20 protein-coding genes, 1 tRNA gene and 1 pseudogene are annotated in these 25,430 nt (G+C 42.1%); 8 read left to right on the top strand and 14 right to left on the bottom strand.

Annotated features, from left to right (window positions below):
* Positions 1–11: 11 nt before the first annotated feature.
* Entirely contained in the window at positions 12–269 is a 258-nt protein-coding gene (locus tag MSWH1_RS13935) for a PRC-barrel domain-containing protein (RefSeq protein WP_048129484.1), read from the bottom strand.
* Between the two features lie 147 nt (positions 270–416).
* Positions 417–1,340, bottom strand: coding sequence for a malate dehydrogenase (mdh, locus tag MSWH1_RS13930; RefSeq protein WP_048129481.1), 924 nt, complete (start codon positions 1,338–1,340; stop codon positions 417–419).
* Positions 1,341–1,815: 475 nt separating this feature from the next.
* On the opposite strand from mdh, the gene MSWH1_RS13925 reads away from it, so the two are divergent.
* From MSWH1_RS13925 to nrpRII, 3 genes are all read left to right on the top strand, one after another.
* Positions 1,816–2,565: a ribonuclease H-like domain-containing protein gene (locus MSWH1_RS13925; protein ID WP_048129479.1), complete on the top strand. Its 750-nt coding sequence runs from the start codon at positions 1,816–1,818 to the stop codon at positions 2,563–2,565.
* A gap of 216 nt (positions 2,566–2,781) precedes the next feature.
* Entirely contained in the window at positions 2,782–3,522 is a 741-nt protein-coding gene (locus MSWH1_RS13920; protein ID WP_048129477.1) for a glucose-6-phosphate isomerase family protein, read from the top strand.
* A 141-nt stretch (positions 3,523–3,663) separates the two neighbouring features.
* The gene (gene nrpRII, locus MSWH1_RS13915; RefSeq protein WP_048129475.1) at positions 3,664–4,422 is read left to right on the top strand and encodes a global nitrogen regulator NrpRII; all 759 of its coding nucleotides are present in this window, start codon (positions 3,664–3,666) and stop codon (positions 4,420–4,422) included.
* Positions 4,423–4,571: 149 nt separating this feature from the next.
* Here nrpRII and MSWH1_RS13910 read toward each other — a convergent pair whose 3' ends face one another.
* From MSWH1_RS13910 to MSWH1_RS13880, 7 genes are all read right to left on the bottom strand, one after another.
* Positions 4,572–5,978 carry a DHHA1 domain-containing protein gene (locus MSWH1_RS13910; protein ID WP_048129473.1) on the bottom strand — a complete coding sequence of 469 codons (1,407 nt, stop codon included), beginning with the start codon at positions 5,976–5,978 and terminating at the stop codon, positions 4,572–4,574.
* Positions 5,971–6,513: a hypothetical protein gene (locus MSWH1_RS13905; protein ID WP_048129471.1), complete on the bottom strand. Its 543-nt coding sequence runs from the start codon at positions 6,511–6,513 to the stop codon at positions 5,971–5,973. Before MSWH1_RS13905 ends, MSWH1_RS13910 begins: the two co-directional genes overlap by 8 nt.
* Positions 6,514–6,768: 255 nt before the next feature.
* A complete protein-coding gene (locus MSWH1_RS13900; protein WP_048130586.1) occupies positions 6,769–7,164 on the bottom strand; it encodes a DUF1699 family protein in 396 nt (131 codons plus the stop codon).
* 980 nt (positions 7,165–8,144) lie between these two features.
* Positions 8,145–9,389: an IS110 family transposase gene (locus MSWH1_RS13895; RefSeq protein ID WP_048125153.1), complete on the bottom strand. Its 1,245-nt coding sequence runs from the start codon at positions 9,387–9,389 to the stop codon at positions 8,145–8,147.
* Positions 9,390–9,838: 449 nt separating this feature from the next.
* Positions 9,839–10,084 carry a hypothetical protein gene (locus tag MSWH1_RS13890; RefSeq protein ID WP_048129469.1) on the bottom strand — a complete coding sequence of 82 codons (246 nt, stop codon included), beginning with the start codon at positions 10,082–10,084 and terminating at the stop codon, positions 9,839–9,841.
* A 306-nt stretch (positions 10,085–10,390) separates the two neighbouring features.
* Positions 10,391–12,034, bottom strand: coding sequence for a tRNA uridine(34) 5-carboxymethylaminomethyl modification radical SAM/GNAT enzyme Elp3 (locus MSWH1_RS13885; protein ID WP_048129466.1), 1,644 nt, complete (start codon positions 12,032–12,034; stop codon positions 10,391–10,393).
* A 290-nt stretch (positions 12,035–12,324) separates the two neighbouring features.
* A complete protein-coding gene (locus MSWH1_RS13880; protein ID WP_048129464.1) occupies positions 12,325–12,900 on the bottom strand; it encodes a hypothetical protein in 576 nt (191 codons plus the stop codon).
* 1,112 nt (positions 12,901–14,012) lie between these two features.
* On the opposite strand from MSWH1_RS13880, the gene MSWH1_RS13875 reads away from it, so the two are divergent.
* Together MSWH1_RS13875 and MSWH1_RS13870 are read left to right on the top strand one after the other, a co-directional pair.
* Positions 14,013–16,013, top strand: a complete 2,001-nt coding sequence (locus MSWH1_RS13875; RefSeq protein ID WP_048129462.1) for an S-layer protein domain-containing protein — start codon at positions 14,013–14,015, stop codon at positions 16,011–16,013.
* 177 nt (positions 16,014–16,190) lie between these two features.
* The gene (locus MSWH1_RS13870) at positions 16,191–16,778 is read left to right on the top strand and encodes a hypothetical protein (protein ID WP_048129460.1); all 588 of its coding nucleotides are present in this window, start codon (positions 16,191–16,193) and stop codon (positions 16,776–16,778) included.
* Between the two features lie 364 nt (positions 16,779–17,142).
* Here MSWH1_RS13870 and MSWH1_RS13865 read toward each other — a convergent pair whose 3' ends face one another.
* The 4 genes from MSWH1_RS13865 to MSWH1_RS13850 form a co-directional block, all read right to left on the bottom strand.
* Positions 17,143–17,901 (bottom strand): formylmethanofuran dehydrogenase subunit C, encoded by a 759-nt coding sequence (locus MSWH1_RS13865; protein ID WP_048129458.1) that lies wholly within the window; start codon positions 17,899–17,901, stop codon positions 17,143–17,145.
* Positions 17,902–19,620 carry a formylmethanofuran dehydrogenase subunit A gene (locus MSWH1_RS13860; RefSeq protein WP_048129456.1) on the bottom strand — a complete coding sequence of 573 codons (1,719 nt, stop codon included), beginning with the start codon at positions 19,618–19,620 and terminating at the stop codon, positions 17,902–17,904.
* A 1-nt stretch (position 19,621) separates the two neighbouring features.
* Entirely contained in the window at positions 19,622–20,926 is a 1,305-nt protein-coding gene (locus tag MSWH1_RS13855) for a formylmethanofuran dehydrogenase subunit B (protein WP_048129454.1), read from the bottom strand.
* A gap of 72 nt (positions 20,927–20,998) precedes the next feature.
* Positions 20,999–21,382: a molybdopterin dinucleotide binding domain-containing protein gene (locus tag MSWH1_RS13850; RefSeq protein ID WP_048129452.1), complete on the bottom strand. Its 384-nt coding sequence runs from the start codon at positions 21,380–21,382 to the stop codon at positions 20,999–21,001.
* 799 nt (positions 21,383–22,181) lie between these two features.
* Here MSWH1_RS13850 and MSWH1_RS13845 point away from each other — a divergent pair.
* Positions 22,182–22,291: transfer RNA gene (locus MSWH1_RS13845), tRNA-Met, on the top strand.
* Positions 22,292–22,547: 256 nt separating this feature from the next.
* On the opposite strand, the pseudogene MSWH1_RS20950 reads toward MSWH1_RS13845, so the two are convergent.
* Positions 22,548–22,643, bottom strand: a pseudogene (locus tag MSWH1_RS20950) (hypothetical protein); the annotation flags it as partial.
* A gap of 247 nt (positions 22,644–22,890) precedes the next feature.
* Between MSWH1_RS20950 and MSWH1_RS13835 the strand changes: the two are divergent.
* Both MSWH1_RS13835 and MSWH1_RS13830 read left to right on the top strand, forming a co-directional pair.
* Positions 22,891–24,588: an ABC transporter substrate-binding protein gene (locus tag MSWH1_RS13835; RefSeq protein ID WP_048129448.1), complete on the top strand. Its 1,698-nt coding sequence runs from the start codon at positions 22,891–22,893 to the stop codon at positions 24,586–24,588.
* Complete coding sequence (locus MSWH1_RS13830; protein WP_048129446.1) at positions 24,566–25,426, top strand: class I SAM-dependent methyltransferase; 861 nt, start codon at positions 24,566–24,568, stop codon at positions 25,424–25,426. The genes MSWH1_RS13835 and MSWH1_RS13830 overlap by 23 nt, the downstream gene beginning before the upstream one ends.
* The last annotated feature ends 4 nt before the right edge of the window (positions 25,427–25,430 follow it).

Genomic DNA, 25,430 nt, shown 5'->3' with positions numbered 1-25,430 from the left:
CTAAAGACCATTCAGTCTTCTTTCCTCTTTTTGTATCTCTGGATTACGTCTCTGATTATGATAATATCTGCTGCTGTTATAACCCACCGGTAGGGAATAATAATACCTCTGCTGCTAAGATCAAAAAGTTCCCTGTTAATGTCCGAAACAGCAAGTCCTGTAACTTTCTGTTCCTCTACATCAATTACAAGGTCCTGCAACTTCCCTACATAAACACCATTGTTTGTGTATATGTTTAGGCCAAAGAGTGATGTGAGTTCTGCGCGCATTATATCCCTGCTCTATTAATTAATTTAAGTTATATATGCATCCTAAATTTATTTAAATCTCTTCCTCTACCTTATATGAAAAACATACTTATATATCTTACAGTTTTACCAGCCTCTTTTCCCTATAAAGAATATATTTCCAGATTTTTATATCTCCAGCTGAGAGATTTCCCTTCTTATTGTTTCTGAGGAGTTTTTGAGTGTCTCATACTGGCTTTCGTCAAGTTTGAGTTCCAGGATTTCTTCTATCCCGTTTGCTCCCAGTTTTACGGGCACACCGAAGTAAATTCCTTCCTGGCCATACTGCCCTTCAAGATATGCAGACGCCGGAAGAATGCGTTTTGAATCTTTAAGCACGGTTTCTGCCATACACACAATGGCCGCAGACGGGGAATAAAAGGCACTGCCCTGTTTGAGAAGCCCTACTATTTCGGCTCCTCCATTCACTGTCCTTTCTACAAGCCTGGCAATTGTCTCTTCCGGAAGTAGTTCTGGAAGCGGAACTCCCGACACTGTTGTATACTGGGGGAGGGGAACCATAAGGTCTCCGTGGCCTCCTATAACCATTGCCTCAACATCCTTTTTCGAACACTTTAGTTCTTCTGCTATAAAGCTTGCAAAACGACCTGCATCAAGAACTCCGCTCATCCCGAAGACCTTTTTTGGTTCAAAGCCCGTTGCTTTCATAGCTACATATGTTATAATGTCAAGTGGGTTTGTGACGTTTATTACAATAGAATTTGGAGCATACTTTGCAATATTTCGGGAGACCTCTCCTATTATTTTTGAATTGGTTTTTGTAAGGTCTTCCCTGTTCATTCCGGGTTTTCTTGCAATCCCGGCTGTAATTATCACAAGGTCAGAGTCTGCAATGTCAGCATAATCGTTAGTACCTGTTACTTGTGTATCGTACCCATTTATTGCCCCTGCCTGCATGAGGTCAAGGGCTTTTCCCTGTGGTAGCCCTTCCACAATATCTATCATGACAACTTCGCCAGGTTCCAGTTCGGCCAGCCGCTGGACTGTTGTCGCACCTACATTTCCTGCACCAATTACGGAAATTTTAGACATTACTTGCACACCTGTATCAAAGATTTATTTGCAGGATGCTTTCCTAATTCCTGCCTTTAAAACTCGATCCTGAATTTCTAATTGGTCTGGTGGTAACTATATCTTGGTATTTATTTTTTTGGCTTTTTAGAAATCCCTACCTGTGTTTTTTCCCCAATCTTATTAAGTTGAACTTTATAAGCTCTCTTTATATTTTGCCCCCGCAAAGAATTAAAAAGTACTTTTATTATTACTTTCAAAGTATATTAATCTTGTCGGTTTGAATCCGAAACGATTCCTCACAGCAAGGTTGACTCTTAAATATATGTCAAAAATAATTTTCCCGGATTAAGATCTGTTTAGCGAGCAGTTTACCTCTTCTGATCGTTTATTGCATGTTTCACAGTTTGTAAAATCAACTTTCTGTGTTCTATATCACTTTCAGTCCTCATGCAGTATTTTTATTAAAGATCACCTCCAATGGTTCAGGGGAAAAATGCTAAAGAACACATATATTCACATTCCGGGCGTTGGAAAAGCCCTCGAGCAGAAAATCTGGGCTTCAGGAATAAATACCTGGGACGAGTTCCTGGAAATGGAAGATAGTATCTCAATTCCTTCTTTAAGGAAAACCAGAATATGCGACGAAATAAAAATATCTTCTAAGCATCTGGATGAAAGAGACTGCTTCTTTTTTTCACAGCGTCTGCCTTCTGCGGAACACTGGAGGGCTTATTCTTTGTTTTCAGATTCTGTCGCTTTCTTTGATATCGAAACCACAGGGCTTTCCCCCAGCAGGGATAGGATAACAGTTGTTGGAATCTATGACGGAAATGAGTCCAAAATGTATGTAAGGGGGATTAATCTTGGTGATATTGTGGAGGAATTCTCAAAATACAGGCTTCTTGTATCTTTTAACGGAGCCCGCTTTGATATTCCTTTCATAAAATCCGAATTTCCCGAAATAGAATTCAAGCAGCTCCATATCGACCTGATGTATCCACTCAGGCGTATCGGGTACAGTGGGGGTCTCAAAAATATCGAAAAGCTGCTTGGAATCTGCAGAAGTGAGGATACGATTGGAATGGACGGATTTGATGCGGTCCGGCTCTGGAGACAGTATGAGAAGGGTGACAGGGAAGCGCTGGACCTGCTTCTTAAATATAACCGGGAGGATATAGTAAATCTGAAAACTATTATTGAACTTACTTACCCTAAAATGGTTGAAAAAGCTTTGAAGACGTGAAACAGTGTAATCTTCCTATCAGCGTGTCGCCAAAAAGTAGAAATGTCAGCAATAAGTATATATTGTCAGTTAATAAATTATGCACTCATATTGCTGTTCTGGATTTTGGCCTTACTGATTCACTGCTAGCTTTTATGGCAAAATCTTGTATGTAATTGAATAGGCTCTCTGTGGTATTGAACGTTATCTGTATGCTCTAAAAGAAAGGGGAATTCAATGGCAGTAACACTGAAATTTGGGGATAAAGTCACTGTAGCGGATGTAAGAAAACTCCACGACATGGAAGATGTGGTGTTTGACAGGGAATGGTTTGAAAGGGTAGATGAAAGAAATAAGGACATGTATTATATGTTCAGGGATCTTGCCAAAAGTGATGCTGATCTTGAGACCATTAAATCCCACCATCTCAGGTATGACATTACAAGAATCCCTCCCGGAATGCTTGGGTTGGAATACATTAAAACCGTAGGTCACTACCATCCTCATGTTCCCGGGACAGATGTATCCTATCCTGAAATTTACCAGGTGCTTGAAGGCTCTGCTATTTATTTGTTGCAGAAAGTGGAGCCTGGAGAAGAGGACATTGTTCTGGATGTGGTCGTAGTCAAAGCAGAAAAAGGAGATATGGTGCTTGTCCCACCCGGGTACGGGCATGTAACAATAAACGCTTCAGAAAAGACTCTTGAGATGGCAAACTGGGTTTGCCGTGATTTCTCTTCAGTCTATGAGCCTGTAAAAAGACTCTCTGGAGCTGCCTATTTCCTTCTTAATGATGGATTTGCCAAAAACCCCCTTTACAGGGATATCCCGCCCATTCGTTATGTTAAACCACTGAGCTTTGATGAACTGGGGCTTGATTCCGGAGAGTACATGTATGATCTTGTGCACAGAGTTGACAAACTAAGATTCTTAACGGCTCCTCAGGACTTTATGGGCTTCTTAGTGGGAGTGTTGTGAAAAGGATTTGAGTTTTTCATGATGTATATGATCTCACATTCGAATACATTTCTTCCCGAAGACTTCTCCGAGAAACCTTAGTTTTTATCTTTTACACAACTTATAATAGGTATAAATACTTTCAATTACTAGAGGGTTGAAATGCACAAAAATGGATACCGTATTCAGTTTACATCATCCAAAATCAGAGATCTCATGTACAGGACTACATTTGATCCGAAGAAAATGGATGGAGACGTCATACTTAATCTCTCGCTTATCGATAAAAAAGACCTGGACGATGTGCTCGGGATCTTCAAGATGGTAATCTCAAGCGGGCTTTCCGTGACCCCTTACGTAAAAGTAATTTCCGAAGGGGAATCAATCGGAAACCTGACCATTGAAAAAGGAAAAGTAGGGGTCGGGACGGTTTGCAGCATAACTATTGATGGAGTACTGCTAAAAGCAGGAATTCCTGTAAATCCGAAGCTTGGAGGGATTGTCCAGATCCGAAACGGGATCCCTGTACGTTTTACAGATGTGCTGACATATGTAAGTACAACTGTAGATCCCCTGGAAGTCCTGATGTCTCAGGGAATCACTTCCGTATCTGAAATGCTCAGGACAGGTTCAGGAAAGGTTCTCGCAAACCTTAGGGAAGCTCCCATGGTTGCACGAGATGCGATCGAAAGCAGCCTTTCAGACCTTCTGGATGCAGGCTTCAGTGGAATTCTGGAGGTAGGGGAACCGAACACAAGGGTTCTGGATGTCCCTATTGAGAGAGACCACCTTGGAATAGTCGTTATTGGAGGAACAAATCCGATGGCTGTTGTGCAGGAGTATGGAATTCCTATAGACACAAGTGCAATGTCAAGGTTAATTTCTTTTAAAGAAATGAGTCGGATTGAAGATCTTGTCTGAAGGCTGCTTTCCTCAGCCCAGAAACTCCTGTTCTTTATTACCTCCTCATTACCTCCTGCTCTTCATTACCTCCTCATTACCTCCTGTTCTTTATTACCTCCTCATTACCTCCTGTTCTTTATTACCTCCTCATTACCTCCTGCTCTTTATTACCTGAGCTTTGAATTTGTCTTTCGTCGAATCTGTCCTCCTATGAAAAGGTCAAGTTTTCGGGCAAATTCTTCTTTTGCGTTCTCAGGAATAGTTGCCCCTGCAGCAATATCATGCCCTCCGCCTGCACCGCCGACTTCTGCCGAGACAATTGACATTGCTTCAGATAGGTTTACTCCTTTGCGGATCAGGTCCTGCGTCCCTCTTGCTGAGACCTTAATTCCTCCCTCTGTGTTTGCAAAGGCAATAATCGGGAGATTTCTGTTTTCAACTATTGTGGAACTCATGCCTGCAATTATTCCTACAATGGTTTCCTTTATCTGTGAACCTGCATCAAAGTACTGGATGTTATCGAGCTGGGTAACACCATTCTCTTTTACGTATATTAGTCCGTTAACAAGGTTTTGCCTGTGTTCAGCAAGCAGTTTTTTGGCGTTTTCGTAGGCGTTTTCCCTGTCTCCCATGCAGACTGCAAGCCCGATGTCAGCATGGTCGTATCGGGCAGTAGCATTGAGAAGAGTGGAAAACTCTGATGCATCTCTCATTTCTGTACCTTCCCTTTCATTGAGAAGGACATACACCTCGCCTATCAGGCGTTCGATTCTGTATGCCGGTATCCCTGATTTAAGGCAGTACTGGAAAAGCCCTGAGACAATTTTTTGTTTTTCCGAAATCTCAAGGTCTATCCAGCGTCTCCAGCGTTCGTTATGGCTGTAGCGAATATTCAAGGAGTGAAGGAATTCTATACAAGCTTCTTCATTTCCTGTAAGTCCGGGAAGGTAAGGGTCAGAAGAGTACTGCAGAAGTTTGTAGATTGGACGGGTCTGTTTTCCGAACAGAGTCAGGTCTTTTTTGAATTCCAGGTGCTTCCCCTTTACTCCTTCCTCCAGAATTTCCCTGTTAATCCCTACAAGTTGCCCCATTTTCAGGTGCTGCATATCCCCTACAGCCCCTACTATGGCAAGTGGGGAAAGGTCTATGTTCTTTCCGAGGGCTGAAGCCAGAAGGTAAGTTGTTCCCGAACCGCTCAGTTCGTAAGACCCGTTTGCCCCAAAAAGGTGCGGGTTGAGGTGAAAATCCAGAGTTCCCTGAGGCTGGTGGTGGTCTGAAACAACAGCATTGATCCCGCGGGATTTTATATGTTCGCACATTCCACTTCCGAGGTCCGTAAAAACTACAAACTCAGGGTTTTCATTTGCGATAGTGTCAAGGACTTTTTCATCGAGTTGCTTTACAAAACGCGCTGTATATTCTATATTTCTCCGTTCAAGAGTTGTGCAGATAATACCTGCAGAAGTCAACCCGTCCGCATCGATATGAGATACTACGTGCACTGACCTGTGTTTTGTAATCTCTTCGGCACACCTGCCTGCTTCTTTTCTAAATGCTTCCATCATTTCAGTCATTACTCTCTCCGAGATCCTCTGCTGCATCAGTTAAACTATCTTTTTCCCAGCGATTTTTTCTTTTCCATTCTTTTGGGTTTATAGTGTAATCTTTTCCATCCCTTTTGATTTCCGGGAAATTTCGGATTTCCTGTATTGTGAGTTTAAGATTTTTTGTATGATAACTCTTCTCCAGCTCTTCCCAGGGGACCATATACGCTTCCCTTTCGCGCCCTGTCCCCAGGCGAAGCTCCACTGCAAGAAATCCCCTCCTCCCCGATCTATTCAGGTAATCTGAAATTCTGTCTATTTGATGGATACCTTTTTTGTCTACGGTAAAATGCTGGGAAAAATAAAGTGCATTTGCTCCTTTCTCCACAGAGATGCTTTTACATTCGATCCCCAGGTACAGGTCAGGGTCAAGGGAATCTACAAGCACGTCAAGGAACTGGGAAGTAAACCTGTGCTGCTTAAGCCGATAGGAGATAGCTCTTATGCCTTTTTCCTCGATGTATGCGTTAAATGAGTTTACAAGCACATGTTCGAACTCGGTCATAAAATTCTTTCTCCTGTTCTAAAATAAATTTTTATCCAGAAGGATAGTTCCCTTTAAAAGCTTGCTGGTGACTGGAACCCTTATTCATTAATTCCAGGAGACATATTTTCTGATAATTTTTTCCTGAATCAGATATAAAACTTATGACGGTTGCTTCAGGACCTGTCTCTAGCTATTTAAAAAAAGTTAAGCAGGGAATTTTGCCGGAGAATAAACGCCGATCAGGATTCTGATCGGCTTATTTATAACTTTATTTCAATTCGATATGATAAAGGTTACAAAGTCCGGACTGAGCCTTGTTTCCCTCACAAGTCTTTCTATAGTGTCTTCATCGGAAAGACCTTCTTCTTTTAGTTCCCTTATACGGTCAAATACATGCTGGGAAACTTCGGAATATTCGTTAATGTCTTTTCTGTGACCCCACACATCGCCCTCAAGCAAAGCAATGTTCTGCATAGAAAGATACATCTGTGCAGAACTGGAAATTGTTCTCTTGTATGAGCTCGGGATGTGGATCGCTTTTACTTCTGGACACTTTAGAATGAGTTTAAATATATCCTTGTTGGACGGTCTGAATGCTAGATGGATAATTTCCTCATTGAGTTTTAAAGTGTCTATTTCTTCTTTTGAGCTTACAACTCTAATTTTCATTTTTATCACCGTTCTTCCAGGTTTTTAGAGTTTGTTTTAGGTTTTTTAGGGTTTCTTAGGTTTAATTTTGAGTTTGTTTTAGGTTTTTTAGGGTTTCTTAGGTTTAATTCAGGGTTTCTTAGGTTTAATTCAGGGTTTCTTAGGTTTAATTCAGGGTTTCTTAGGTTTAATTCAGGGTTTTTTTTGGTTTAATTAAAAGTTCGTTTTTATTTTTTAAATTCAAAACCTGAGTGGGCTTTTGAATCTGATATATTACGTTTTTTTTATGTTAAGGTCTCATAATATTTATTTTTTTATGAATGTTTTTTTACTTATATTTTTTACTAAAAAATTTATTCCTAAAGCCAATTCCCTTAATAAAAGTACGTTTTGCGCATTCTGTTTTTTTTTCTTTCTCAGGTTTTAAAATTCATCTTTTGCAGGTTTACCTTTTTGCAAGTTTATCTTTAAGTGATAAGCTCTTTTCCTGAATCTTGAAGAGCATTTTTTACGGAACCAAAATTTGGTATTTTATTTATTGGGTGTAAACATTTTGTATAATTAGTGAAGATGATATACGATAATGTACCATACTATTTAATATTTTTCTGTAAATCTTCCCTGTGAAATCTATTGATTCGCATGCTCTGGCTAGGGATTTCAGTTAAAGAATTCTTTTTTATTGTCTAGTTTCCCTACCTTTCAGGTAATGTGGATAAAATACTCCTCATCTTTCTTAACTTTTTAATTTTTTTATATGGGCCCTATCATTCTTTCTCATTGACGGCTAAACTGAATTTTTTCAGAAATTTATATTTTTATATTATATTCTATTTGATTTACCTTATGTCTTCCTTATTTACAAGCGGGAGTATAATGGAAAAGCTACGTTATTCAATTTTGTCCGTGTTTCTTTATTGATTACTAATTATATTTTCCAAGCTTACTCGTTAAAGTAATAATATTATATTTTAGCATGAAAGTATATGAGGAGATCTTCCTCACGTACTCTCTCTTTCTTCATTTCTCGCAATTACATATATTTCACTCATTATTTTGATCCTTTCATCAACTGAGAATATCTCAGTCTCCACTATCTTTCTCTTTTGAATTTCCCCCTTTTTATATCCAGTTTCATCTTCATACATCTCCTCGTTTGTGATCAGATGCCATATAATTGTTGCAATTTTTCTTGCCAGGGCAATAATTGCCTTTGAATGCCCAATCGACTTCTTTTTTCTGTTGAAAAACTCTTTTAACCTGCTATTTTTTGTTCTTGCTGCTGCCTGAGCAATCTGTGTTAGAATCCACCTTGCTTCCTTAGATCCTCTCTTAGTGATTCTTCCGTTATGGTATTTATCCGCTGATTGGTACACATTCGGAACTATGCCAAGCCATGAAGCAAGCTTATCCCCTGAAGAAAAATCTTTGAAATCGCCTATTTCAGCAATAAGAGTTGCCGCTCCAAGTTCTCCTATTCCTGGAACAGACATTAAAATTTCCATTTCTTGCTTATGATTTTTATAAGCATAATTGAATATTTCTTTTTCCAAAATTTTGATTTCATTGTCAAGATGCTTTATGATATCCAGACAGATCTGAAGCCTGAATGCAGCACCTTGAGAGATTTCTCTGTCCAGAGTTTCCCTTATCTGATCACTTTTTTTACGAACATTTGGGGAAAGGCTTGCTATAATCTGGTCAACGCTTTTACCTGAACAAATTCCTGATAGAATTGCTCTACCACTCTTACCAAAAATATCTGTTAGCACATTCTTCAGATTAAACATTTCAGGTGCGAGTATGGCGTGAGCTTCATTTTTTATATCTGTTCTTTTTTGTACAAGGTTATGGCGAAGCCGGATACATGAACGAAATGTTCTATGGTTTTTTGGGAAAACTCTTGATGGTTGAATCATATTATTCAATGCAAGTTGTGCGATGAATTCGGAATCGATCTTATCTGTTTTTTTGTGTGTAAACGCCTTCATATCTCGGGCATTTCCAACTATAACAGGTAGATGTTTTATCAACGCATCATAAATCGGAACCCAAAAGTCACTCGTTGATTCACAGGCAACAACGTCACATTTATCTGATATAACCCAGTTTTTAAAAGCTAAAATTTCGTCAGGGGTTCTAGAGAAATATTGTTGCTGTTTTTCACCAGATCTACTGAGGATTGTAGCAATGAAAAAGAGTTTGTGAATGTCTAAACCACAAGCTTTGTTAATGACTTCAACCAATTTAGATCACCAAATTAGATCACCAAATTAATTTGGGCAGTAGAATTGCCTCAAAGGCCAATTTAGCATCCGTGATCAAAGTCACATTTGAGCCTTCGATGGCAATTCACTGGTTAGTTTTATCACGGCTTCAAAGAACCAAAATAAGTACAACCTTACTGCCCAAGAGAATGATGAGGTTGATAGGTAAAAAAGGTAAGGAAAAAAAAGTACTTTCATTTCTTTGTGCCTGTTATTCGAAGAATTTCATATGCGTTTTATATTACTAAACTTTATTAATACATTTTTAACAATCAAAGTTTATATATTTATCTCTACTGTATACTTTCCTTAACCCAAATCTGAACTAAATTGTCCTGGGTAAGTTTTCAGATAATTTGAATTTTTACAGGGGTTAGTTTTAGATAAACTGGAACATAAAGAGAGTTGAAAAGAGAGTTAGTGGAAAATCAGACTCTATAAATGTAGGGTATGGAGAAGACGGCAGGGACTTGAGATGTTGTTCTTGGAAGTTCAGTAGGAAGTTCAGTAGGAAGTTCAGTAGTTCCTGAAAATTCAGTAGGAAGTTCAGTAGGAAGTTCAGTAGTTCCTGAAAATTCAGTAGGAAGTTCAGTAGTTCCTGGAAGTTCAGTATATACTAAAAAAGCAAAATAATTCTGAAAAACAAAAACATCTGTTAAAAAAGCAAACATCATGCTATAAACCCACTTTCCGCAGTATTTTTCGTATATTCATTATTTTTCTTGCTATCGATTTTTGTCCTAGCGTGAATTTCTCGGATTTCTATGCAGGAGTTAAAAATGGCTATACGGTATGTTCAGAGACCAAAAAACTTAGTATTCAATTTTTATTCAAATTTCAGTTTGGGTATATTAATTGAGAATTTTTGAAAAACGCTATCGGAATAAATATTGATTTTCAAAAAAATACTGCGGAATGTAGGATAAAATTTCGGGTTGGAATATTCAGTTTAAGGCATATAAGTGGATGAGAGCTCTTTTTTAGTTTTTCAGAGTTTTTGACATATAGGCTCCGTCGAGAGTATACCCGAGTTTTTTGTAGTATTCCCTGGCACCTATTCCACTGATTATTGCAAGTTTTTCGTAGCCGGATTCATATGCAGTTTTTTCAGCGTGCTCAAGGAGTTCTGTTCCATAGCCCCTGTGCTGCCATTCCTTTTGTTTTGCCCCTTTTCCTACGGGTACCATGGAGCCGTAAACATGTAGTTCTCTTATTAGGGCGGAATCTTGCAGTTCCTGGCGGTGGGGGACAGCCGGGAAGCGCAAACGTGTAAAACCTATAAGGACATCTGCCGAAAGGTCTTCAAAAGCAATGAAATGTTCTGTGCCATTACAGGCTTCGTAAGTTTCCACAGTAAGCTCGATATCTTTCTCATTCATCCTTTTTCCTTTCAGGCTGTTGTGCCCAACTTCCCTGCAGCGTATACAGTGGCATTTTCCTCCTTTTTTCCGGAGTTTTTCTTCTGCAAGCTGCCTCAAGTTACTCTTTCTGACGCCTGCTAAGATTTGATTGGCTGGAATGTCTCGCTGGATGCGCTGAAGTCTTACCCATTTAGGCAGGACAGCCTTTATGTCTGCAACAAGCTCTGCAGCCTCTTCGTCTGAAAGTGCCTGATATTCTCCGGCTTCCCACATCCTGTGCAGAGCTGTGCCTTCAGTCACAAGGGTTGGATAAATTTTGAGGTAATCCGGCATGAAACGCGGATCTTCAAAGAGTTTCTTAAATCCTCTCAGGTCGAGTTCAGAATCTGCTCCCGGGAGGTGAGGCATCATGTGGAAACCTACCTTAAAGGCGCTGTCTCTTAAAACCCGGTTAGCTCTGACAATTTCTGCAATTCCATGTCCTCTCTGCATTCTGGTTAAGACAAAGTCATAAACACTCTGGACTCCAAGCTCAACCTTTGTCCCTCCAAGCCTAAGGAATTCGTCCACATGTTCTTCTTCTGCCCAGTCTGGACGTGTTTCGAATGTTATGCCCACGTTTCGGATTTCAGCTGTTTCGTTGGCTTTTTGAACTTCTTCAAGTGGAATGTAAGGGGTGGATTTTCCGATCCTCCAGGCATTTTCTCTCCATTCGGTGCCTGTGAAATCGTTCATCGCTTCCAGGCAGCGTTTGCTAAACCATTCCTGATAGTCGAGGCTGCGCGCTGAAAATGTGCCTCCCATAACTATCAGCTCCACTTTCTCTACATCATGGCCTATCTCCTTTAGCTGAGATAGCCTGGACTGGACCTGGGCGTAAGGGTCAAACTCGTGTCGAATGGCTCTCATTGCTGCAGGTTCTCTTCCCATGTAGCTCTGAGGAGATTTAAATGCTGAATTGGGACCTCCCGGGCAGGGCAGGCAAACTCCATGAGGGCATGGGGCAGGAGAGGTCATTACAGCAATTACCGCAACTCCGGAAATTGTCCGTACGGGTTTTCGCCTGAGGAACTCTTTTATTATAGCCTGCTCCTCAGGTGTACCCTGCATAATGATATCTCCATTTCTGGGCAGGCTGGCAAGATGATATAGCTTACTCACATCTTTTTTTACTTTGTTCAACTGGACTTCGTCTTTTATTTCGCCGGCAAGTGTCTTTTCAAGGACACTCCGGCAGGCTCTTTTATAATCAGCTTCCTTCATTTTAAATTCCGTCTTTCCGGCATTTATTTCCGGCTATTTCTTTTGGCAGCAGTTTCAGATGAAAGTGGTTTGAGACTTATCTCTAAGTATGGAGTTCCCTTATGTCGGATTCTTTAAATTCTCGTAGTCTGAATTCTCAATAAACTTGCTTCATCTGAAACCTGCTGTTTCATTTCTTTAAAAAAAGGTATTTTCGATCTTTATGCTAAGATCGTTGTTTGAATTTTTCCTTTTGTATTGTATTAATTAGTACTCAATTTCTTCTGTAACCATCCACAGGTCCAGGGTGATCAGCAGACGTCGAATCCGATTATGAAAGTCCCCTGCCCTACCCGTGGCTTGAGGCCCATTACAGACCTGATGTACTCGTCTGATGGAGTGGAAGGGGAAGCAAGCACGGTATTAGCCACGTTGCTCACGCACTCTACTTCTTTACAACTCTGGGGAGGGAGTACAACAGTAAGTGGCTCTTTTTTTGCGATATGCGGCTTCGGTACTGCACTCCTGTAAATTACAAAATTTCCCATCACCATCATATCCTTGCACTTTTTACACTCCTCGAGTTTTTCGGGGTCATAAACATCTTCACCTACTTTCTCTCCATACTGCATTAATATTACATTTGGTCCCTCAGGCCAGACGTAGTCCATGTTGGTTGTAAAGGCTATGATTACCTGGCGTTTGAAAACTTCCTTGATCCCTTGGTTATCTCCTATTCCCATGCCCATCAAGACCGCACCTTCGGCTTTTTTCTCGAGCTCAACTATTTTCTCCTTATCTTCTTCATTCAAAATGTACGTATCTTCCACGCCTTTGATGGCTTTAATCCTGCAGAGGACATCTTGGATAATATCTTGGCATTCCAAAGCTTGATACCCCACGTTGTTTTTAATCCTATGTTGCATTGTTCAGGTATAAAATATGATCTTATATCGTTATCCGTATAATCTCAGAGTATATCGTTATCCGTATAATCTCAGAGTATATCGTTATCTGTATAATCCCAGATTGCCCTATCTTCAGGGCATCCTTTTTTCGGACTATTTTCTACTCTTTTCTTTTATATATCTTTCTTATTTTATATTTATTTTATTTATCTTCTCTATTTTATATTTCTTTTATTATATCGTCAATTTCTAATATGCTGCATAATGTACTGTACATCGTGTAAAATAGGCATTTTTTGACTTTTATTATTATAAAATTAATGAAAGTCCATGCGAAAAATAACTGAATTGTTTCAAAAGTTTATTCTCACTTTTACCATAATTATCTAAATTTGTCATCCCTACTGAACTATTTTGTGAACTGATTCTTTTCCTGCTCCCTGGTGTGCGCAGTAACAAAGCACATATAAAAAACAGCCCTACTATGGAATATTCAAGTACATTTTCTTTCTGGAAGATGCCTGCCAATGTATAATCTAAAATACATTCCTACTTTTGGAATAATAATGCTCTACTCGGTTATGCAGTGAGAAAAGATCGACATGTTTGAAGTGTCGGATATTTTTGCTGATCTTAAAGGTTTTCAAAATAGATACGTCTCGAATAAATGGTGTTTTTACATAATAGTTTTTTAAAATTAGTATTGTTTCAAATTATTTAGTCATACCTCTCTAAACACATTACCTTTTTTTCATAGTATTTTATAAGTATTTCGACTTTATCTTCTATGTTAACCTCTGACGAATATTCTGCCCGGGTTCTTTCGACATTTACCGTCATTTGTATCGTTGTTTTGCGCTTTTCCTCTCTAATTTCTCTGAAATAGACCACAAAAGATTTAATAATGCAATTATTTTATAGAACACTTGTAATCCAATTTAGAGGGATAAGGAGGGAATGAAATCCTCTTCGGCAATCGACGAAATTGAAATGTCTGATTTGGTGAAGAATGGTGAAACCCTTTAAGTGTTCGATCCCGACACTTCTTCTTACATACGATATATCTTAACAAACATGGAGGAAACAATAAAATGAAGAGATTTGCAGCATTATCACTGGCTGCTCTCATGCTTCTCACTGTATTTGCATCCGCCGCAAGTGCAGCAATTGAGATCCGTGGTCCAGTGTATAACGGCTCTAGTATCGACGACATAATTGATACATATGGCGACGGTACCATCCTTTCAATGGATGCAACTAAGTTTGCAGCATTCTACTACGACATTGACGATGATGTAACAACCGAAACCCTTTCCATTAAAGACGTTGCAGGCACTGAAGGCAACGTGATTGGAGAAGGCGGAATTGTTTATCAGACAACCATCCAGAAAGTTGACTACGAATATGAAAATGCAGCAGATGGATGGGACAACTACAGTCTGCTCGGTTTCTTCGCAGAGAAGTACATCCCGATCAACCCTGACAAAGCTGACAAGCTTGCAAAGCTCGTCCTTGACAGCGATGACAAGTACACCATCAGAACCGGCGAACTCCTCGACCTCGGCGAAGGCTATTCTATCGAAGCCAAGCAGGTCGATGTTGACGGTGAGAAAGTCTGGCTCGAATTCACCAAGGACGGAGAATTCGTAGATGACGAAATCATCTCAGTCGGTACTGGCAGTAACACCTGGGAAGTCGAACTCGATGATATCCAGGACGAAGACGATGTCGTTGTCCTCAAAGTGCATATCAACCAGGTCTTCCAGGGCGCAGTCGACAGCATTGCCCAGATCGAAGGTCTCTGGCTCATTGACTACGCAAACGCAATGACCATCGAGTCTGACGATGAATTCGGCGAACTCGACGATGTTTCCATCGACGGAGACACCCTTACCATCAGCAATGAAGACACTTTCACCCTTACCAGGGACTCCGACGAAGAAGTCGCTGAAGGCATCTTCTTTACCACAGCTGACACTCCCTCCAGCGTGCTCAGGTTCTATGCAATGAAGGAAATCACAGAGCCCGGCACCTATGAAATCAGAGGAGAAGTCGCTCCTAATGCAGATGACTTCGAATGGGATGCAGCCAACTTTGCAGGCTTCTACTACGATGTTGACGATGATGTATCCACTGAAACACTCAGTGTCTCCGACATTAGTGGAAACGTGATCCCTGAAGGTGGTCTTGTTTACCAGACATCCGTCGAGAACGTTGACTACGAGTACGCCAATGCAGAAGCAGGCTGGGACCAGTACCCTGTTATCGGCTTCTTTGCAGAAGAATACATCCCACTCAACCCTGACAAAGCTGACAAGCTTGCAAAACTCATCCTTGACAGCGATGACAAGTACACCATCAGAACCGGTGAACTCCTTGACCTCGGCGAAGGCTATTCTATCGAAGCCAAGCAGGTCGATGTTGACGGTGAGAAAGTCTGGCTCGAATTCACCAAGGACGGAGAATTCGTAGACGACGAAATCATCTCAGTCGGTACCGGTGACAACACCTGGGACGTCGAACTCGATGACATTCAGGACGAAGACGATGTTATTGTCCTCAGAGTCCACGTTAACCAGGTCTTCCAGGGCGCAGTCGACAGCATTGCCCAGATCGAAGGTCTCTGGCTCATTGACTACGCAAACGCAATGACCATCGAGTCTGACGACGAATTCGGCAACCTTGACGATGTATCCATCGACGGTGACACCCTTACCATCAGCAATGAAGACACCTTCACTCTGACCAGGGACTCCGAAGAGGAAATCGGCGAAGGCATGTACTTCAAGATCGCTGACACAGCTTCCAGCGCTCTCAGGTACTACCCATACGTTGAGAAGGTCATTGGAGGAGAAGGCGACGTCGAAGACATCGAAACTCCAGCCGAGACTGAACCTGCAGACGATAATGTGACTGAAGAAGTTACTGAACCTGCAGACGATAATGTGACTGAAGAAGTTACTGAGCCTGCAGACGATAATGTGACTGAAGAAGTTACTGAGCCTGAAGAACCCGGCGCTCCTGGATTCGGCTTTGTCTTCGGACTTGTCGGACTCCTCGCAGTTGTCTACCTCGTCAGGAGAAACAACTAAATTTTCTGAGTGAAGGGTTTTCTTAACTCTTCTCTCTTTCAATTCTTTTTTGAGTTTATTTTTTGTAGATAACTTTTTATTTGCAGATTTCTTAGTTCTGACGATTCTTTTTAATTCTGAAATCCTGATTCTTTAACCACCTGGTTTTTCAGGGTTTTACAGATCAAGGTGAATCTTATGAAAAAAAGTATAGCTTTAATATCTGTGTTTGCGGTTTTGATGATCGCGTTTTCAGGCTGCGTGGATAACAATACCCCTGCAGCTAACGGGACAGATTCAAACAATCCGGAAACAAACGCAATCTCTGATGATGATGCAGCTGGAATAAGCACGCTTGAAACCCTCCCTACCGGCTTTGAGTACGTTGGCACTCTTCCTCTCTCTACAGATGATATTAAAAGTGACTATAAAGCTGAAAATGCCTCAGGAATTCTTGGAGGATCCGAGGGTCTCTACAAATATTCCAGTGCAAATGTAACTGACTTTTATATTGACGTAATCGAGTTTGAAAATGCTGAGGATGCAAGCGGTTTTATCTCTATCTACCAGTCTTCCTTCATGCCGCTGCAGTCAGGCTCCCGTTTTGTTGAAGAGTTCTTTAACGGGCACTCTGCCGTGAAAATTACAGAATATGTAAGATCCGGAGGAGCTGACGTGCCAAGGTATTCCTATATCTGGAGCAACGAAAACTATGTGCTCGTAGTTTCCGGAAGTACCACTGACAACACCCTGGTAAAGCAGCTGGCAGAAGCAACAGGATACTGATTCTCTTCGAAGCGAAACTCAGGTGAGCAAAAAGAACGGTCATTCCCAGGTGCACGGTTAATATTTTGTATCAGGTCCCCACTGCCTGATGCTTTCGTTTTTATCTGCTGTACGCAGGTGGGCTCAAGCAGGGCACAATGTGCGGAAAGAAGGAAAAGGGAATACAACATAAAAGGGCATTTTGGAATAATACCAACCAATTAACCAAGGGGCACCAAAAGAACAGTAAAGCGGATAAGAAAGAAACCCCTGGGAGTTTGTTTACTTCAATCTCTTATCCGCCGACTTTTGTTTATTCTACTCAGGATCTTTCTGAATGCTATCAGAAAATTTCGCTTATTAAATTTCGCTTATTTAAAGTCGTTCACTTTATAAGCAAAACACCTTTTCCGCCAGCGTTTACATCACCAACAAACTTGCGATAGGTAATGCCTTCAACTTCTTCTGTCCCTTCTTCTTTGTAGGAGGGGAGTAGGTCGGATACCTCACCGTTGATGATGACCATACCGTTCTTCATTTCACTTGCAGGCATGGTTGCATTGCCTTCGATGACTATTTTTCCTCCGTTGTTTGAGATTGCAGGAAGGAGCCCTACATTGCCTTTTACGAGGATCTCTCCTCCGCACATATGTTCTCCGAGGTAGTCCTTCGTATTGCCATTGATGGTTATTTTTCCTCCGCGCATGCCGCAGGCCTCTCCGCGGTAACCTGAACCTACATAATAGGAAGCGTTTCCGTTGAGAATAATTTCTCCACCCGCCATCTCACAGCCAAGCCAGCTGTCAGCATCGCCATTGATTACAACCTTTCCACCCTTCATCCCAAAGCCGCAGTGCATATCCACATTGCTGTTGATCTCGATCTCTCCGGCGCTCATGTTTTGCCCGATGCGTTTTACCCTGGAGACATCGCCTTCGAAAACAATCTTTGTGTTTTCCACAGAGTCACTGCCTTCTACCTCTACATTGAAGAGGTCCCCAAGGGGACACTGTCCGTTTCCGTACCAGACAGAAACTGCCTTTATCTCTTCTGCGGTTTTGCCTGCAAGGTTGTCAGGGTTTACATTATCAGCTTCGATGGGGATTTTATTTGCTTTTTTGAGGGAAAGTTTTACAACCTGCATTTAGAACACCCCTTCCGTACCGATTTCAACAGGGTTCTCGAGGTACATATCCTCAACCATGTAGTTGGATTTGCTCACAGTGTAGTACTTCTTAAACTTGAAGTCTAGATCTTTCTGCATGGTGCTGTCTATGTTTTCGGGAACCTTTGCATTCACCCAGTAGATCCTGCCTTTAGGAGTGGCTTCGATTTCTCCGTCTTTTACAACGACAACTCCGTCTTTGAGGGTATACGCGGCACCTGAGAAAGCTTTCTTTACTTTTTGGTACTCTGTAGCCGGGTCAATCTGGCCTGGGAGGATGTCATAGATTGCAATATCTGCATCTGATCCTGCTTTCAGGTTTCCTTTCTCCGGTCTGCTGTATATCTTTGACTGGGTTCCCCGGGTCATGACAGCAAGCTCGTAGAAGTCCAGTTCCCTGTCAATTCCGGGCAGCACCATTCTGTCAAGTGCCATCTTGGAAAAGCCTGAGATAACCTCTTCTCTCCTTTTTGCGCTCATCAGGTAGGTAAAGGCTTCAGGATAGTTCACGAAAGAGCCGCCGTTAGGGCTGTCGGTTGTGAACATGATTTTCCAGGGGTCTTTTACGAGCAGAGCAAGCTCAAGCCCGATTGCCCACTGGACTGCATTTACGAAGCTCTTGGGGGAATAGAACAGGGGCACAACACCGGAAGCATCTTCAAGTTCGATATCCTGGTTGCTCCACTTCTCGTGCAGCATCCTTGAGTTTGCGTATTCTACCGGTCCGTCTGCAGTCATGGTCACTGCAGGGCCAAAGATGACCTGTCCAAGGTCGAAAGTCAGGTGGTTTGCCCCGTTAATGTAATCTGAAACCATTGGGGCTCCTGTCTCAAAGTCCCTCCAGGAAGTGCCTGCATAGGCGTTGAACTGCACGTGAGTAACGTGGAGAGACTGCCTGTCCCTGCTTGGCTTTACCTTTTCAAAAAGCTTCATGGTCTCTATGGTGGTTGCATAGTTACCAGGCTTTCCCAGGTTGTTGCAGTGCACATGTACGGAATGAGGGAGCTGCAGGCGTTCATTAGCTTCTGCAAGCCCCATGAGGATCTCTTCAGGGGTTACATCAAAGTTCGGAACGGGATCATAGAGTCCGCTCACGTTCTTGCCCCAGCCCCAGGCTTCTCCACCGCCCGGGTTTACGATCTTTACTCCATATCCTCTTGAGGCTTTCAGGCCCCAGGCAATATAAGCTGCGAGTTTTTCAGGTTCTTTGTCCCTGATGTATTCCATAACCTGCCAGTTGCTTCCGAAGAGAGAAAGTCCCATTTTGTCAAGGATGGGTATTTCCTTAAATTCCTCATGGGTGTGCCTTGCAGCAAGCAGAGGAATTGCAGCCTCACAGATAGTTGTGTATCCGAGTTTTGCATACCTGTACCCGATTGCGTAAGTATTGGGGGTGTTGTACCCTACCTGCGCTCTCGTCTTTTCTGTGCGTGCAACCTGGCCCGAAAGTCCGGGTACAAGGTTTTTTCTGGCATCATTCGGATTGATAAAGCGACCTACGTTGATTTTTCCGGCGCTGTGGGTATGCCCGTCAAAGCCCCCTGCCATGGTGAGCCTGCCTTCCGCATCAATAACCTTTGCGTTTCCAGATACGCTGTCTACGATCTTGCCGTCTCTTACGCAGATGTCCATAGTCTCGCAGTTAATCCCCTGAGCCGGATCACAGACGCTTGCGTTTTTAATCAGGATTTCCGACATCTTATGCACCTCTCTTCAGTTCCCTGACCTTTTCAGTCAGGTCTTTTACGATTTCTTCGTCGGTCTTGAATTTTGAATCAATCAATTTCTTCATGTGCAGGGAAATTGCGTCCATACGGTAAGCTGTCCCTTCTGCTTCGATTCCCACAATTGCCGATGGAATCACCACATCTGCAAGTTCGGTTGTAGGGTTGGCATACGGGTCAATCTGGATTACAGGGATTCTTGCAAGATGCCTGACAGCTTTTTGTGGGAAGTGGGCCCCGGCATCAGCTGCAGCTATAATTGCAGCGTCCGGTTCCTCGCGCACAAGCAGGTCGTTTGCTCCGGTTTCTCCGGGGTTGTAATAGGGGTATCCTTTTGCAAAGTCGATCGCCATCGGGAAGCCTGTCTCCCAGGTTGCTACCTGTCCGAAACCGGTAACGTTATAGTGCCCACGCATTCCGATCATTACGGCTTTTGTGTGCTGGTTAAGGTCTGATATAAGGGAAGACATGGCATCTCCGTTCTTGTACTTTGAGCGGGATTGGGTGACTCCCATACCGAAGAAAATACAGGCAAACTTTGCGTTCTTCAGGGTTTCTGCAAGCTCAATGATTTCTGCCTTAGGAACACCTGCAACGGTTTCCGGAATAACATCCTCGTGACCGTTTACAATTGAGCGGAGAGCAGTTACAAGGAGCAGGTCTGATCCCTGTTCAATTTCCACATACTTATCGGCGAGTTTTGCAGTGTCGGTTTTTCTAACATCAATAACTGCCATTGTCCTGGCTTTCCTGCCTTTCTCGGTAAAGAAACCTTTTGAAAAGCTTGAGTAACGGGACATATGTCTGGGGTGGGCATGTACAGGGTTGCAGCCCCAGAAGACGATTACGTCTGCCCTGTTCTTTATTTCTCCAAGGGATGCTGATGGGGATCCTTTTTCCTGGGCAGCAAGGGCTGACGGCCCATGGCAGACATTTGCTGTAGAATCTATAATTGAACCTGTTTCTTCGGCAAGCTGAATTGCTCCGCTGATCGCTTCACAGGAGGTAGAGCACCAGCCATAGGAAAGTGTCCTCCTGGAACTTACCAGGATTTTTGCAGCAGCTTCGATTGCCTCCTCATAGGAAACAGAAACAAGTTCTCCATCTTTTCTGATCATCGGGGTTTCTATCCTGTCATGCTCAAACATGCCGACAAATTTGCTGTGTCCGAGGATACAGGCATTTTCTATTTTTGTAATCTTATTATCTTCAACAGTGACTGTGATATCGTCGCAGAGAGATCCGCAGAGGGAACATACTGCGTCCTTAATTACTGGCATATTTTTTCCTCCGAATTTTTCAAGTTTTTCCGGACCTGGATGAAAATGTGAATTTCTTGTTTCAGGGGACCTTTAATCTTCCAAATACTTCTTCATCAGGGACTTCATATCCAGAGGCTTTTCATCCGTGACCTCAATTTCCGCAGGGACGCCTTTGAATCCTGGCATTCCGCAGCCGTGTGTATCAGGGCTCAGCACTGCATTTGCCCAGGGGCCCATAGGGATAAAGGCAAGACCATCTGGATTTCCTTCGTTTGCCTTTGCAAATACCACCACTTCCCAAAATTCAGTGGCAACCTTCAGGTTGTCTCCCTCGGAGGCGCCCAACCTCTCAAGGTCTGCAGAGTTCAGTTCGCAGTAAGCGCAGGCATCAAAATAACCTTTGTGTGTTTTTGCTTCCAGATGTGCGCCCTGGTCGGCGGTCCTTCCGGATATGAGATTTGCTTTTATTTTCATGGAAATTCCTCATCTGGGGTGTAATAGAGTTTTGATAAAGAGTTTCGATAAACTGAATCGTTATCTTAGCTGAGTCTTTTTAGTGTTCAAGTGATCAGGTCTAAATCGGTTCTGAAGTCCATTGATAACGTTTAAATTGAATCATGGGTCGATGTCCTTCTTTTGAGAGTGGACACCCGAGGGTCCAGCTTTAAGGTCCTACAGTTCCAGTGGCTCTACTATCTGGATCTGGGGCCTTCTCTTCCTATCCGTTATTTGTACTAATTTTTCGTTATAATTATGCGGCTTATATAGATCTAAGCAGATTTTATGCATAAGTGGCATTCCCTAATTATGCCTGATTGATGGGAACCCTTTATGTGTGATTTTCCCATATTTCCCGTGTTTTTAAAAATCGATGTGAAATATGTGTATTATATCTTTTAAATTATATATTGATCTGCTATACTTACCATACCCAATAATCCTTTTTATTATATATTACCATATTATGTTACTTCTAACATAACGTGCTTACTGTTACCCTTTCCATTTCCCGAATACCTGCTGTATCTGTCTGTTTTATTCTCCTGCCTCATTCCGGAACAACAAATTATGGGGCGTGGGGGCAATCATTGATTAAATCTTAAAAAATGAGCACAAACTTCAGCACGTGCTTCCTGTCTGAAAAAAAGTTGAAAGATCCGCAGGCTTATGGTTTTTAGGAGCGCCCCCTTATGCTCAAATTATGAAAAAAGCCCTTTTTACCCATTTCCAATCGTTACCCTTTAATATATCTTTGTCCATTTGTGTGTTGCAAGCCCGGATAGCCTAGTCGGTTGGGGCGCCAGACTCATAGGGACCTTATATGAGGCGTCTTTAATCTCCTGAGATATCTGGAGGTCGCGTGTTCGAGTCACGCTCCGGGCACCTGATTCTTTTTTTAAAGTATTTTTAAATTCTGTTCTGTTTTCATGCTTTTTCGGTTTGTGGGATATTTGTTGTTATTCCTCTAATTTCTCTATACTGTATCTCAACAATTTCATTATCTTATTATTGTTCCTCTACAATAGAAATAATGCACTTTTTAACCTTGTTCTCCGCAACAACAATAGTACCTTCTGGAAATAAAACAACACTATAATAAAAACTTTCTATATTAAAGCTGATCTTTTCTTTCATGTTTTTAGATCTCACACTTAAGTGTTCTGTCATCTGAAGCTGAAACAGCATACTTTTCATCAGGGGTGACGGAAACTGTTCTAACCAAATCAGAGTGATTTTTTTGAGTTTTAGCATATCAACTACTGGTATTGATATAAATACAAAATACTACAGGAAACAGAATTTTTAAGAAAATATTGTCAAATTGGATTGGATTTTAGGATCTTATTTGATGTTCTTTTCATTTTGAGCTCATTTAGTAATACTCTTATATGTTTAGGTAATATCGTTGTGTGTTGTTTATGTCTTTTATTCAGACTATCAGGTGATTAGTAGGGTAATTCACAAAAAAAGGGTGTTTTGTAATGGAGAAAAAAAAGTTATCTGTATTATTTTCTGTTTTCCTGACAGCCCTGATCTTAATGACGGCAGGCTGCGTTAGTCAGGACAGTTCCCAAGCTGAGGAAATATCGGCTAAGGGGATGTCGGTTGAAGAAGCTCTGGCTGAGGAGACACTGACTGAGAATACTGCTGAAGGGTCACAGCACGCGGATGTTGCTTATCTTAGCGGTGGAGATTATGGCTATCCCCAGCCATTTACGATATATCCGAGGGGTCCTGGCTCATCAAAGGTCGGAATGATCTTTGACAGTCTGTTAGAAAGAGATGAAGTCGGTATAATTCCCTGGCTGGCTGAAAGCTGGGATGTCAGTGCAGATGGAACAGAATATACATTTCATCTCCGCAAAGGTGTAATCTGGAGTGATGGGGAACCTTTCACGGCAAATGATGTTAAATTTACTTTCGATTATGAGCAGGAAAATGTACCTATCTCAGGTGGAATTGAGTCCGGAGTTATAGATAATGTCCAGGTTGTGGACCCCAATACCGTCAAATTCGTGCTGGTCCAGCCTGTTTCAACATTCCTTTACAAGCTCACGGGTTTTAATGTCATACCTGAGCATATCTATAAAGATGTCTCGGACCCTTCCAGTTTCCTTGATCCAAAGGCAGTCATCGGTACTGGCCCGTTCCTTCTCGATGAGTACAATAAAGAGCACGGATCATACAGGTTTGTAACAAACGACAATTTCTGGGGACTGGAGACTGCTGTTAAGTCCATTGAATTTATCCCGGTCAGTGATTCATTAATAGCTTTTGAACAGGGGCAAATAGATTTCACAAGTATATCCCCTGATACTCTTGATAGGTTTACATCGGACCCTGATGTAAGAGTAGTCCAGCAGCCGGCTTTCTGGGGTTACCAGTTTTATTTCAACATGAAAGAATGTCCAGAGCTTAATGACAGCAGAATAAGGCAGGCCTTTGCTTATGCGATTGATCGCGAGGAACTGGTGGAAAAGATCGCAAGAGGTGCAGGAAAACCCGGTGAAATGGGCATACTCCCAGAAGATCACATCTGGTATAATCCCGACCAGCCGGAATATAGCTATGATCCGGATAAGGCCGGAGCATTGCTTGAAGAGGCCGGATGGATTGATACGGATGGGGATGGAATACGTGATAAAACCGGGGAAAAACTGTCATATGTATTGTCCCTTGGCAGTGGTGAAGTTCGTATCGGGGAACTCATAAAAGAGAGGCTGAGTGAAGTGGGGGTTGACGTTCAGGTAAAAGCCCTTGAAAGCAAGTCCCGTGATACCAATCTGAAGAACGGAGACTTTGAACTCCTGATAACCGGCTTTGGAGGCTGGGGACAGGATGCAGATTATCTTCGTACAAGGTACTGTGATACGGATTCACATTCATCAAACAGTGTGTCATCCGGTGCAGCAGTATATGGTTACCACAATGATACCCTGAATGCTCTTGGTGCTCAGGAACTGCAGGAACTTGACGATGAGAAACGGAAAGAAATAGTATACGACATGCAGACCGTGCTTGCAAATGATGTGCCTGCAATCCCGCTATATTATACTACATCGTATGATGTATGGCGCATCTCAAAATACGATGGCTGGATGAATATGTACGATCACCATGCAAGGACACACAGCATTCTTTCATATCTTGAGAGGGATGGAATTGCAGAAAAAAGATGATATTAATAGCCTGATTGAATGCTGGAAAAAAACCACGGGAAACGGGCTGATCCATGACGAGGGCAGGATGGCAGATTTCTGGAACAAACGTTCCGATAACTATGCCAATAACATTGTAAAAGATAAAAGAAATAAGAGAACCGATGAGATTCTCGAATTTCTTGAAGAAGCCGGTTTTAGTCCGGAAGGTTCCAGAGTTCTGGATATCGGGTGTGGACCCGGTACCCTTTCTCTTCCTCTTTCAAGGTTCGGAGCAGAGGTGACTGCACTTGATATCTCGTCCGGAATGCTCAACAGACTAAAAGATGCCATAAAAAAGGAGTCTCTTTCGGTAGATGTCATTGAATGCTCCTGGTGGACGGCAGACATAGATAAGCTTGGATTCCGGAACGAATTCGACCTTGTAATTGCCTCCATGACCCCCGGAATAAAGGATGTTGAAAACTTTGACATGATGATGGCCTGCTCAAAAAATCTCTGTTATTACAGTAACTTCCTTAGAAGAGTTGAGGATAAGGCGTATCGTGATATCCGGAGTTCGATACTCGGGGAAAAATTCGAGAATAATATGAACGGCATTATTTACCCATTCATGTATCTTTACCTCTCAGGCTATAGTCCCTCCCTCAAGATCAACCATTCCGAATGGAAGGACGAAACAAACTGGAAAGAAGCGGCAGAACAGGCAATAGGGTTTATTGGAAGAGGCCGGGATTTTGATGACGAAACAAAGGAAAAAATAATGGACTATTATCAGAATGCCTCTTCGGATGGAATCTACTGTTCCGAGTCGGATGTATATACCGGGATGATGGTCTGGGAAGTTAACGGCAGATGACCGG

Origin of the sequence: Methanosarcina sp. WH1 (assembly GCF_000970005.1) — an archaeon.
Taxonomy (GTDB): Archaea; Halobacteriota; Methanosarcinia; order Methanosarcinales; family Methanosarcinaceae; genus Methanosarcina.
The sequence above is the reverse complement of the archived record's forward strand: the minus strand, read 5'-3'. Positions and strand labels throughout refer to the sequence as shown.